General features: G+C 70.1%; 11 protein-coding genes. 7 read left to right on the top strand and 4 right to left on the bottom strand.

Going from position 1 to position 10,959, the window contains the following annotated elements; all coding sequences use genetic code 11:
• Positions 1-2,124, top strand: coding sequence for an amylo-alpha-1,6-glucosidase (locus AC3DE2_RS04770; RefSeq protein WP_488425275.1), 2,124 nt, complete (start codon positions 1-3; stop codon positions 2,122-2,124).
• A 3-nt stretch (positions 2,125-2,127) separates the two neighbouring features.
• Here the strand turns inward: AC3DE2_RS04770 and AC3DE2_RS04765 are convergent, their stop codons facing one another.
• A complete protein-coding gene (locus AC3DE2_RS04765) occupies positions 2,128-4,086 on the bottom strand; it encodes a mechanosensitive ion channel family protein (protein WP_488425274.1) in 1,959 nt (652 codons plus the stop codon).
• Positions 4,087-4,319: 233 nt separating this feature from the next.
• Between AC3DE2_RS04765 and AC3DE2_RS04760 the strand changes: the two genes are divergently transcribed.
• Together AC3DE2_RS04760 and AC3DE2_RS04755 are read left to right on the top strand one after the other, a co-directional pair.
• Complete coding sequence (locus AC3DE2_RS04760; protein ID WP_488425273.1) at positions 4,320-4,775, top strand: RES family NAD+ phosphorylase; 456 nt, start codon at positions 4,320-4,322, stop codon at positions 4,773-4,775.
• Positions 4,776-4,881: 106 nt separating this feature from the next.
• Positions 4,882-5,796: an NAD(P)/FAD-dependent oxidoreductase gene (locus tag AC3DE2_RS04755; RefSeq protein ID WP_488425272.1), complete on the top strand. Its 915-nt coding sequence runs from the start codon at positions 4,882-4,884 to the stop codon at positions 5,794-5,796.
• Here AC3DE2_RS04755 and AC3DE2_RS04750 read toward each other — a convergent pair.
• Entirely contained in the window at positions 5,793-6,362 is a 570-nt protein-coding gene (locus AC3DE2_RS04750; RefSeq protein WP_488425271.1) for a COG4315 family predicted lipoprotein, read from the bottom strand. The two genes, AC3DE2_RS04755 and AC3DE2_RS04750, sit on opposite strands and share 4 nt — an antisense overlap.
• A gap of 190 nt (positions 6,363-6,552) precedes the next feature.
• Here AC3DE2_RS04750 and AC3DE2_RS04745 point away from each other — a divergent pair, with 190 nt between their 5' ends.
• Together AC3DE2_RS04745 and AC3DE2_RS04740 are read left to right on the top strand one after the other, a co-directional pair.
• Positions 6,553-7,878: a sigma-54-dependent transcriptional regulator gene (locus tag AC3DE2_RS04745; RefSeq protein ID WP_488425270.1), complete on the top strand. Its 1,326-nt coding sequence runs from the start codon at positions 6,553-6,555 to the stop codon at positions 7,876-7,878.
• Positions 7,871-8,092, top strand: coding sequence for a hypothetical protein (locus tag AC3DE2_RS04740; RefSeq protein WP_295374812.1), 222 nt, complete (start codon positions 7,871-7,873; stop codon positions 8,090-8,092). Before AC3DE2_RS04745 ends, AC3DE2_RS04740 begins: the two co-directional genes overlap by 8 nt.
• A 15-nt stretch (positions 8,093-8,107) precedes the next feature.
• Here the strand turns inward: AC3DE2_RS04740 and AC3DE2_RS04735 are convergent, their stop codons facing one another.
• Positions 8,108-8,455: a KGG domain-containing protein gene (locus AC3DE2_RS04735; RefSeq protein WP_488425269.1), complete on the bottom strand. Its 348-nt coding sequence runs from the start codon at positions 8,453-8,455 to the stop codon at positions 8,108-8,110.
• A 203-nt stretch (positions 8,456-8,658) separates the two neighbouring features.
• The gene (locus AC3DE2_RS04730) at positions 8,659-8,940 is read right to left on the bottom strand and encodes a hypothetical protein (protein WP_488425268.1); all 282 of its coding nucleotides are present in this window, start codon (positions 8,938-8,940) and stop codon (positions 8,659-8,661) included.
• A 233-nt stretch (positions 8,941-9,173) separates the two neighbouring features.
• On the opposite strand from AC3DE2_RS04730, the gene AC3DE2_RS04725 reads away from it, so the two are divergent.
• Positions 9,174-10,304: a BON domain-containing protein gene (locus tag AC3DE2_RS04725; RefSeq protein WP_488425267.1), complete on the top strand. Its 1,131-nt coding sequence runs from the start codon at positions 9,174-9,176 to the stop codon at positions 10,302-10,304.
• A 63-nt stretch (positions 10,305-10,367) separates the two neighbouring features.
• Positions 10,368-10,922: a hypothetical protein gene (locus tag AC3DE2_RS04720; RefSeq protein WP_295374801.1), complete on the top strand. Its 555-nt coding sequence runs from the start codon at positions 10,368-10,370 to the stop codon at positions 10,920-10,922.
• Positions 10,923-10,959 lie beyond the last annotated feature (37 nt).

Genomic DNA, 10,959 nt, shown 5'->3' with positions numbered 1-10,959 from the left:
ATGGATTCAGCCGCCGACGCCGCCCTGTACACCCGCTACGTGCTGAAGGACGGTGACAGCTTCCTGGTCGCCAACAGCTATGGCGACATCGCCGGTCCGGCCGAAGGTCTGTTCATCAGCGATACCCGCCTGCTGTCCGGTTACCAACTGCAACTGGGCGACGAGGCGCCGACGCTGTTGAGCGCTGCGGTCACCCAGGACAACGTGTTCTTCGTTGCCCACCTCACCAATCGCGCCCTGTCGCCGCTGGACGAGGCGGGCACGCCGCAGGGCCTGATCCACATCAGCCGCAACCGCTTCCTGTGCCAGGAGCGGATGTATGAACGCATCACCTGCGTCAACTACGGCGAACAGCGGGTCACCCTGCCGCTGCGGTTCCGACTGGCGGCGGATTTCTGGGACATGTTCGAGGTCCGCGGCAGCCGGCGTCCGGCCCGCGGACGCCTGATGGAACCCGAACCCGGTGAAATCGGCTACGGCTTCCGCTATGTGGGCCTGGACAACGTGGAGCGCGCGTCCTTCATCCGGTTTTCCATGGCGCCCCGCTTCGTCGGCCACGGCGAACTGGAGTTCCCACTGGTGCTGGAGTCGGACGAGGTACGCGAGTTCTACGTCGAGGCGGGCGCCGACGCGGGCGAGCCGCCCTCGCGCGAACGCTATCGCTACCAGGCCGCCCTCGCCCGCCGCCGCATGCGTTCGCGCCAGCGGCGCGGCGCGCGCATCGTCAGCAGCGGACCGCTGTTCGACCAGTGGATGCGCCAGTCGCGTTCCGACCTCGCGCTGCTGACCAGCGACCTGGAGACGGGCCCCTATCCGTATGCCGGCATTCCCTGGTTTTCCACGCCTTTCGGGCGCGATGCGGTCATCACCGCGTTGCAGACCCTGTGGGTGGATCCCGGGCTGGCGAGCGGCGTATTGCGCTTCCTCGCCGAACACCAGGCCAAGGAGGATGCGCCGTTCCTGGACGCCTCGCCCGGCAAGATCATGCACGAGACCCGCAAGGGCGAGATGTCCAGCCTGCGCGAGCTGCCGTTCGGGCTGTACTACGGCGGTGTCGATACCACGCCGCTGTTCGTGATGCTCGCGCATGCGTACTGGCGCCGCACCGGCGACGATGCCTTCATCCGCGGGCTGTGGCCCTCGCTCACCGCCGCCATCGGCTGGGTCGAGCGCGTCTGCGATGCCAACCCGCTGGGCCTGCTGGACTACGCGCGCGGCGAAAGCAGCGGCCTGAGCAACCAGGGCTGGAAGGACAGCGGCGATTCGGTCTTCCATGCCGACGGCCGGCTCGCGCCGGGTCCGATCGCGCTGGTCGAGGTACAGGGCTATGCGTACTCGGCGCTGTGCGGGATGGCGGCGCTGGCGGCGCGCGTGGATGATGCCAACGCGCGCGACGCCGAGGAATGGACGGCGCGCGCCGAGCGCCTGCGCCAGACCGTGGAAGCGCGCTTCTGGGACGAGGATTTGAAGTTCTACGGCCTGGCGATCGATGGCGAAGGCCAGCTCTGCAGGGTGCGCACCAGCAACCCCGGCCACCTGCTCTACACCGGCCTGGCCACGCCCGAACGCGCCGCCGGCACCGCCGCGCAGTTGCTGTCGTCCTCCTTTTTCACCGGCTGGGGCATGCGTACCGTCGCCCGCGGCGAGGCGCGCTACAACCCCATCTCCTACCACAACGGATCGGTGTGGCCCCATGACAACGCGATCTGCGCGGCCGGCATCGCGCGCACCGGATTCCGGGGCGGTGCGCCGCGGCTGCTGCGCGGCGCGTTCGAGGCCGCCGTGCACTTCGACATGCGCCTGCCGGAACTGTTCTGTGGTTTCTCGCGCACCCAGGGCGCGCCACCGGTGGCCTACCCGGTCGCCTGCCTGCCGCAGGCGTGGGCGGCCGGTTCGGCGCTGATGCTGCTGCAGGCCTGCCTGGGCATCGAGATCGACGGTCGCCGGCAGATGGTGGAGATCAACCAGCCCGAACTGCCGCCGGGCATCGAGGACGTGACCGTCAGCGATCTCCGGTTGGGCGAACGGCGCTTCGACCTGGCGTTCCGCAAGGTCGGCGAGCGCATCAGCGTGTTCGCCGAGGGCGAAGGTGCGCCCGGCCTGGCGGTGTGCATCCGCCAGTAGCGCTCAGGCCAGCGGCACTCCCGCCGCCGGCAACCGGCGCAGCAGTTCGTACAGCAGCGCGCCGCGCACCGCCGCGACCCGGCGCGGCCCCTCCACGTAGACCGACAGGTTGAAGAAGATCTTGTTGTCCTTGACCTCTTCCACCAGCACCAGCGGTTCCGGGCGCGGCAGCACGTCCGGGTTGGCGTCGATCACCTCGCGCGCCACCCCGACCGCCTTCTCGACATCGGTGGTCGCGGCGGGCAACGGCAGCAGGATCTTCACCAGTCCCTCGGCGCGGGTCAGCGTGCGGTTGCGCACCACCTTGGTGATCAGTTCCGAATTGGGCACCAGCACGGTGGTGCGATCGGCCATGGTGATTTCGGTGGCGCGCACGTTGATGCGGCGCACGTCGCCTTCGGCGTCGCCGACCACCACCCAGTCGCCGACCCGCACCGGCCGTTCGGCCAGCAGGATCAGGCCCGAAATGAAGTTCTGCACGATCGCCTGCAGGCCGAAACCAATCCCCACCGTCAGCGCGCTGGCAATCCAGGTGATCTTGTCCAGGCCCACGCCCATCGCCGCCAGCGCCATCGACAATGCGATCACCACGCCGGCGTAGCGGATCACCGACACCAGCGAGGCGCGCATGCCCGGGTCCAGCCGGGTGGTCGGCAGGTAGCGGCCATTGAACCAGTGACCGAACAGGCGCGTGGCCAGGATGACCACGGCGAACACCGACAACGCGCGCACCAGATCGCCCGCGCCCAGCCTCAACTGGCCCATCACCAGCACCGCCGAGCCCGGATGCACGCGGCCGAACAGCTCCGATGGTCCCAGTCCATAGGGTGCGGCAAGCAACACCAGCGCGCCCAGCACCAGCAACAGCCGGACCGCGCCATACACCAGCGCGCCGAACTGGTCGACCTTGCGCGGTTCCAGTCCCAACCGCCACGCCAGCACCCGGCCCGCCTTGCCACTGGCGCCCAGATAGGCATCGACGACATCGCCCGTGGCGACCGCCAGCAGGTAGATGAACACCACCACCACGCCGCCCCACAGGGTCTGCTTGATCAGGAATCCACCGGCCGCGTAGTAACCGAGAACGGTGGCGACGAGGCTGCCGACAATGAGCAGCCAGCCCAGCAGGACCACCAGCCGCAGCAGCACCCGGTGCCGCCCCTGCGGCGAACCGGCCGGATCCGCGCGCAGGGCCAGCCCCAGCCGCGACCACACGCTGGCCATCGCGGCGGCGAGGAACAGGGTCAGCATCGCGGTGGACAGCTGCATGGCCTGGCCACGCGCGGGCAGCCAGCGCACCAGCAGGATTTCCGCCCCGGTCGCCAGCGCGACCGCGCCGGCCAGCAGCCAGGGCACATGGCGCATGCGCGCGGCCACCTCGTCGGGGATGTCCGGCAGGCGCAGGCCGGCATCGCCGCAGGACAGCACGTTGCGGCCCAGGCTGGCCATGAACACCGCGAACACGGATACGCCGATGAGCGGACCCAACAGGCCCGGGATCGGCGAGCGCGCGGGCGCGCCCCACGCCAGGATCTGCAGCAGCGCGGTGACCGCGATCGCGCTGGCCAGGGTGGCCCCGGCCACCCGCAGCAATGCCGTCAGGGAGCGGCGAATGCGTCCTTCCGGCAAGCGCGGGCGCAAGCGCGCCGCCAGTCGCGGGATGCCCCACAACGCGCCGGCCCACAGCACCAGTACGAGCAGCGCCAGGCTCCAGGTGCGCGGACCCGACTGGGCGCGGAGATCGTCCCGCGCGGCGGCGACATCGCGTCGGATCGCCGGTGCCGCCCGGTTCCAGTCATGCAACGCGCCCCGCCACAGGCGACGGCTGTACAGCGGCGCGCTGTCGCGCTCGCCCACCTCTTCCAGCACCTCGCGCGCGGTGCCCTGCACGCGATCGGCCGCGTCGGGCGCAGGCTTCGCCGGACTGGCAGTGGCAGTGGCGGTCGCAGCAAGCACCAACATCGCCAGCAGCGCCGCGACGCGGCATCGGCACCCGCCCTGGCGCACGCCGCGGCGCGGTCCCGGAATGGAAGGATTCAGGCGGTTTGATGCGTCGAACGCGCGCATGGTGGGCCGGAGATGGAGGATTCCGACCCTAACCGAGCCCACCGGCCGGTCATGTGAAGAGTCGCCGATTCCACGCCGTCTTCGCGTGGCCCGTCCGAACATCGAGGCAGCGACGAGGAGGAACACCCATGTCGAACGACACCATCCCCGCCTTCGTGATGGTGGAAGACACCGCCATCACCGGTGTGTTTCCCGCCAGCGAACGGCCCGGCCGCTGGACCTCCGGGCAACAACCGGTGATCTACGCCGCGCGCGCGGCGGCGGCGGCGATGCTGGAGTACCGCGCGCACCTGGAAAGCACACCGGTCAACGAACTGAAGTTGATCGAAGCCAGGCTGCCGGCCGATTCATTGCATGTCATCGAAGTCGGCGAGGACCTGCCGTGGCGCGAACGTCCTTATCGCGGCGAGGTACAGGCGCTCGGCGATGCCTGGCTGGCCACCGGCAACACCCTGCTCGCGCAGGTGCCGAGCGCGCTGTGTCCCTGCGAGCACAACCTGCTGATCAATCCGCGGCACCCGCTGTTCGCGCGGATCCGGTATCTGGCGGCGCACCGCTTCCGGGTGGATCAGCGGCTGGGCTGATTCCCGCCGGTATCGGTGCTCACGCGGGTCGCAGCGGGCCATCGCGTTCCAGCTCGATCCGCGTGTGTTCACGTGTCGGCCACGCCGCGACCGCGAGGCTGCGCGCATGGACATGCTGGACTGCGCCATCGTCGGTGCCGGCCCCGCCGGGCTGACCGCGGCCACCTACCTGGCCCGCTACCATCGCCGCGTGCTGGTCTTCGACGGTGGCGACAGCCGTGCGCGCTGGATTCCACGCACGCACAACTGTCCCGGCTATCCGCATGGCATCAGCGGGCACGACCTGCTGCAACGCCTGCGCGACCAGGCTACTGCCCACGGAGTGAAGTTCGAGCGTACCCGCATCCACCGCGTCCACCGGGACCACGCGGGGTTCAGCCTGCTCGACGATCACCGGCAATGGCGCGCGCAAACCGTGCTGCTCGCCACCGGCGTCAACGACGTGATGCCGGAGATGGAGGCCCTGGAGCCGGCCATCGCCTGCGGCGCGATCCGCCTGTGCGCGATCTGCGATGCCTACGAGGTCACGGACGGCCACATCGCGGTGCTGGGGCCGGTGGCGCGGGCGCTGGAACACGCCATCTTCCTGCGGGCCTATTCGGCGTCGGTCGGTCTCATCCCGGTGTCCGCGGCCGAGCAGGCCAGCGAGGACGATGGATGGCTTGCGCGCGCGCGCAGCCACGGCATCCAGGCATGGCCGTCACTGAAGCGCCTGCAGCTTCGCGATGGGCGCTGCGTCGCGGTGTTCAGCGATGGCGGCCAGGCGTGGTTCGACGCGGTCTACCCGGTGCTGGGCGCCCTGCCCGAGGCCAGCCTGGGAGCCGACCTGGGCGCGGCGCTGAGCGAAAGCGGCGAGTTGCGGGTGGATGCGCACGGCGAAACCGGCGTGCGCGGGCTGTACGCGGCCGGCGACGTGGTCAGCGACCTCAACCAGATCGCGGTGGCGATGGGCCATGCGGCGATCGCGGCCACCGCGATCCATCGCCGCCTGCCCGACAGCCCGCGCGCGGGCACGTCCTAGCGCGCCGGAGAATCGCCGGCCTGCTGGCGCGCCAGGTGCCAATGCCCCCATTTGTCGCGTACGCCCTCGCCCGAGGTGCGGCCCGGGCCCTGGTCGCCGGCATAGCGATAGAGCGCGAGCCCGTCGTGGGTCACGTGGAAACCGCCCGCCACCCGCGGAAGGGTGCCGAGCCGGCTGCCGTCCACGCCATCGCCCGCCTGCGCCTGGCCTTCGCTGGCGACCACCGGCGGCCATGCGCGCTCGCAGGCGTCGTCGCAACGGCTTCCATCGCGGTTGTCTTCCATGTAGTACAACGCCGCGCCCGCCTGATCGGCCAGGTAGGGCTTCGGCGCCCCGGCCCGGGTTACCTGGATCGCGGCACCCGGCGATGCCTGTCCCGGCGCGTGTTCCAGCGCGGTGCCTTCGACGGGATCCGGTTGCGCCTGCGCCGCGGGCGTTGCCGGTGCCGCGCCAGCCGTGCGCGCGACGGCGCCGGTGTCGGCGTCCGCGGTCGTCGTTCCCGCGTCCCCGCGGCGTTCGCATCCCGCCCCCAGGGACACCAGCAATGCAACAGCCAACATCGTCATGCGGTTCATCGCGCGCTCCCGGGGATTTGGATGCGCATGCCACGCAAGCGACATGCCACTTTCATTTCGCATCACCTTCATGAACATCAACAGCGCATGCATGCGCATCCAGCATGTGGCCGGGTCCGCTTCGCGTTGCACTAACAGCCTTTCCGCGATGCTTCCGGCTTGATGATGCACGAGAGTGAACATGGCGAACCCCTGCTTTGCCATCGTCGACGATGACACCGAGTTCGCGTCGATGACCCTGGACCTGGCGCGACGACGCGGATTCACCGCGCATGCGTTCCATCGCGTCGCCGACGCCGCGCCCTGGCTGGCCCACCATGATCCCGATCTGACCCTGCTGGACATGCATTTGCCGGACGGCACCGGATTTGACGTGCTCGACCGCATTCCCGTCCAGCACCAGGGCCAGATCGTGTTCGTCAGCGGCAGCAGCGACATCGAGCATGCGCGCCGCGCTGTGGCTTCCAGCGCTTCGGCCTATCTGCCAAAGCCGCTCCCGCCCAATCGGCTGATGGGCCTGCTCGACGACGTGCGCCAGTCCCATCACGCGCGCGAAGCCGCCTTGCGCGAGGATGGCGCGGACGGGCTGCTCGGCGAAAGCGCGCCGATGCAATCGCTGCGCCAGGAAATTGGCCGCGCCGCGCCGCATGATGTCAGCGTGCTGCTGTTCGGCGAGACCGGCAGCGGCAAGGAACTGGCGGCGCGGGCGCTGCATGCGCAGAGCGGTCGCGGCGGACGCTTCGTCGCGGTCAACTGCGGCGCGCTACCCGGCGAACTGCTGGCCAGCGAACTGTTCGGCCATGAACGCGGCAGCTTCACCGGAGCGGCGGCCCGCCACCTCGGGTTCTTCGAACAGGCCCAGGGAGGCACCCTGTTCCTCGACGAGATCGGCGACATGCCGCCCGCGCTGCAGGTCTATCTGCTGCGCACCCTGGAAACCGGCGTGGTCCAGCGCATCGGTGGCCAGGGCGAAGTGCCCGTGGACGTGCGGGTGGTGGCCGCCACCCATCGTTTCTCCGGCAGCGGCTGCGCCGATCTGCGTCCCGATCTCTATTTCCGCCTCGCCCGCTATCCGATCGAGGTGCCGCCGCTGCGCGCGCGCAAGCCGGACATCCCGTTGCTGGCCAACGCCTTCGTCGATCGCCTCAACCGCCGTACCGGCCAGGCCAAGCGGCTGGAGGAACGCTGCCTGCCCACGCTGCTGGCCCATGCCTGGCCCGGCAACGTGCGCGAACTTGCCAGCGCGGTGGAACTGGCCTACCTGCGCAGTCCCGATGAAAGCGTGCGCGCCGCGCCGCTGCAGGCCGTCCACCACGGGATGGCCGGCGATGACGATCCGGCGGGCGTGCGTTTCCAGGTGGGCATGACGTTCGCCCAGATGGAAGCGGAGATGTTGCGCAAGACCCTCGCCTTCCATGGCGGCGACAAGACCGCCACCGCGCGCAGCCTGGGCATCAGCGTGCGCACGGTGCACAACCACCTGACCAGGAAGCGTGGCGATGTCTGATTGGCAGCACGATCTGCGCAACGAACTCAACCTGATCCTGTACGCCAACTCCATCGCGCGCGAGGCCCTCGCCCAGGGCCACGCCGAGGATGTGCGTGCAGGGCTGGACCGCATCGACGCGGCGGTCGTGCAATGCGGCGCCCTGCTGGATCGAGCGACGACGGGAGCGCCGGCCCAGCCACGGAGCCCCGCCATCACCTCCCGGGAGCGCTGACGACCGCGGACGGTCTCAGTGACGCCGGGTGGAGGGCATGCCGGCGTCGTCGGGTTCCGCAGCGGCGTCGCCGTCTTCGCGGTTTTCCGTGCGCGCCTGCTGCCGGCGGTTGGCACCGCGGGCCTCGCCGCCACGCGCGCCGATGCGCGCCATGTGCGTGCGATCCTGGCTGACCACTTCGCCACCCTTGCGGCCGGCCTCGCGGGCTTCTTCGGAATCGAACTGATGGGCATTGCCGCTGCGGTGCGCCGCACGTCCGCCCTTGCGCGCGATCTCGCGCTGGCGTTCCGGGTCCATCGCGGCGAAGCCACGCGGCTCGCGGCGATCGCGCGCCTGGGCGCGCGGCGGGGAGGAAGCGTTCATGGCGTTTGCGTTCATCGCGGAGGGGCTCAATGACAACGGGGAACGGGACATGGGGTCGCCTTCTGTTGGAAATGGAATGGCGCGCGGCAAGCGCCTGCGCCACAGCGTGTTCCGCAATGTCCGTGCCAACGGTGGAGCCCGCGCAGGGCGCGTCCAACGCGGGCCCTTGGCGGGCACAAGCTGCAGCCCGTGAAATATGTGCGTCAGGGCGGCGGCGCCTCGCCGCGTTCGCGCTGGCCGCGATCGCGGATGCAATCCGCCAGTTCATCCCCCACCTTGCCGTCGCAATCCGTCGCCGCGGGCGGTGGCTGGGTCAGGTGGACCGGTTCGTCGCCCGTGGCGGCCTTGTCGTCGGCACCGGCATCCACCGCCTCGCCGGGCGGCGTACTGCTGCCCGTGCTGGAAGCAGGCACACCGGGATCGTCTCGGCGGTCGCATGCCGCCACGGCCAGCAGCAGGCAGGCCAGCAGTCCCCAATGTTTCATCTCGCACCTCGTTCGTGGTGATTTCCCTGATCCCGCGCAAACGGCGTGCCAGCCTGCGCAGGCACAAACTTCGCGGCGGGGCAAAAGCTGCCTGCGCCACCGGATACGGGCATGCAAACGGGCTCGTGCCAGCGCCCTCGCCGATGGCATGCCGTTTGCGTGAAGCAAGCGAAGGAGCCCAGTCAAGGCGCCGTGTGCGCGGTGCGGCTCCGAATCCGCAAGGGAGCAGGCAGATGGAAGACAACAGGCACGTGGGTACCGAATTGAAAGCCGCGATAGGCGAACTGCGGCAACTGGCAACGCAACTGGCGGACGCCAGTCGCGAATGGTGGCAGAACCGGAGACAGGACATGAACCAGTACAACCGGCAATACGGGCGGCAACATGAAGAGCGGCATCCGCAGGACGAGCGCAACACGCGCGGTTACGGCGAGGGCTACGCCACCGCCGGCGTGCAGCCGCGCCCGCGCGCGCGCGACTGGGAAGAAGGCCGATTCCGCGAGGACGAGTACGAACGTTGGGGGCGTGGACGCGAGACCGACGAGGACGTGCGCGGCCAGTACGGCAGCGGGCGCGGCGGCGATTGGCGCAGCACCGGCCAGGGCCGCTCGGGCTTCAGCGACTACGGCGTCGCCGGCCAGCGCGAATACGGGCGCGGATTCGACGAGAGCGATTTTGCCGGCGGTTATCGCGAGGGCGATACCGAAAGCGGCTACTACGCCAACCGCGGCGAGTACAGCCAGGGCTATGGACGCGAACGCGATCCCGGACGGGTCTATGGGCCCGAGGACTTCAGCCAGCGCTACGCGCAGGGCGACGTGTTCGCCGGCGGCGGTTACGGGCGCGGCGGCCGCTACGCGCGCGAGCCCGGCCTCGGCGACAGCACCCTGGGCCGCTCCGGTGGCATGGGGCGCGGGACGTCCTCCTGGCGCGACGACAGCCAGGCCGGTGGTTCCGCCGGTTTCGGCGACTCCAGCCGCGCCCAGGGTTTCCGTGGCCGTGGCCCGCGTGGTTACACCCGTTCGGACGAACGCATCACCGAGGATCTCAACGAGCGCTTCACCGACGATCCGTACCTGGACGCGGACGATGTGCAGGTCAGCGTCAGCGGCGGCGTCGCGACCCTGACCGGGACCGTCGAGCATCGCTGGATGAAGCATCGCGCCGAGGACATCACCGATGCCTGCAGCGGGGTGAAGGACGTGCGCAACGAGATCCGGGTCTCGCCCGCGCTCGGGAGGATGTCGGACATGGGGGCGGAAACCTCGGCCACCACCGGTGAATCGGCCGCCCGCCGGGGCACCACCACGACCCAGCGTCCCGCCGGCAGCCCCACCTCGCCGGCCGGAGGCAGCACCCACTGACCGCCCCCGGGCGGCACACCCGGCACGGCCGCCCACCCGGGCGGCCGTGCGGAGGCATCCGGCATGAAGCACCGTACTTCGATGATCGCGTGGCTGGCGCTGGTGGCCGGCGCGGTGATGCTGTTGCGCCACCTGCCCTCGCGGCGAAGCAGTGAATCCGCCTCGTCCGCCGACTTCGACGATGACGCCTTCGTCGAGGCCGCATTGGCGCTGGGCCTGCGCGAACGTCGCCTCGCCGCGGGCATCCTCGAGCACGCCAGCGATGAATCGCTGCGCGCGCTGGCACGCATGATCCTGGCGCAGCACCAGAACCCGGACGGCGTATGGGCCGGATTCGGTACCGCCCGCGCCGGCGACGATGCATCGACCCGGCTGATGGGCTTCGATCCGCAGGCCTACGAGCATCACGCCGCGCTGGCGCTGCAATCGGTACTCGACGAAGCCTGGCCCTTGTTCGACCAGGCATCGCAGCACTGCGCCCGCGACGACCTGCGCGACTGGGCCCTGCGCATGCTGGCGTGGCTGGAAGAATCCGAGCAGATCCTCGCGCCCATCCTGGAACAGTTGCCGCCCGAACCGCCGGGCCGCCCGCAGCCCAGCCCCGAAGGCGTCTATTGACGCGGCGACCAGGCGACGGGTCCGCGCCACCCATGGG

This window comes from Pseudoxanthomonas sp. 68-E7 (assembly GCF_057773145.1).
Note: the sequence above shows the minus strand (reverse complement) of the source record. Positions and strands in the feature narration are given on the sequence as shown.

What these genes read in the sequence shown, in the direction of transcription:
- AC3DE2_RS04770 (WP_488425275.1), top strand. Translation starts at nt 1, where the DNA reads ATGGATTCAGCCGCCGACGCCGCCCTGTACACCCGCTACGTGCTGAAG.
- AC3DE2_RS04765 (WP_488425274.1), bottom strand. Translation starts at nt 4,086, where the DNA reads ATGTTGGTGCTTGCTGCGACCGCCACTGCCACTGCCAGTCCGGCGAAG.
- AC3DE2_RS04760 (WP_488425273.1), top strand. Translation starts at nt 4,320, where the DNA reads ATGTCGAACGACACCATCCCCGCCTTCGTGATGGTGGAAGACACCGCC.
- AC3DE2_RS04755 (WP_488425272.1), top strand. Translation starts at nt 4,882, where the DNA reads ATGGACATGCTGGACTGCGCCATCGTCGGTGCCGGCCCCGCCGGGCTG.
- AC3DE2_RS04750 (WP_488425271.1), bottom strand. Translation starts at nt 6,362, where the DNA reads ATGACGATGTTGGCTGTTGCATTGCTGGTGTCCCTGGGGGCGGGATGC.
- AC3DE2_RS04745 (WP_488425270.1), top strand. Translation starts at nt 6,553, where the DNA reads ATGGCGAACCCCTGCTTTGCCATCGTCGACGATGACACCGAGTTCGCG.
- AC3DE2_RS04740 (WP_295374812.1), top strand. Translation starts at nt 7,871, where the DNA reads ATGTCTGATTGGCAGCACGATCTGCGCAACGAACTCAACCTGATCCTG.
- AC3DE2_RS04735 (WP_488425269.1), bottom strand. Translation starts at nt 8,455, where the DNA reads ATGAACGCTTCCTCCCCGCCGCGCGCCCAGGCGCGCGATCGCCGCGAG.
- AC3DE2_RS04730 (WP_488425268.1), bottom strand. Translation starts at nt 8,940, where the DNA reads ATGAAACATTGGGGACTGCTGGCCTGCCTGCTGCTGGCCGTGGCGGCA.
- AC3DE2_RS04725 (WP_488425267.1), top strand. Translation starts at nt 9,174, where the DNA reads ATGGAAGACAACAGGCACGTGGGTACCGAATTGAAAGCCGCGATAGGC.
- AC3DE2_RS04720 (WP_295374801.1), top strand. Translation starts at nt 10,368, where the DNA reads ATGAAGCACCGTACTTCGATGATCGCGTGGCTGGCGCTGGTGGCCGGC.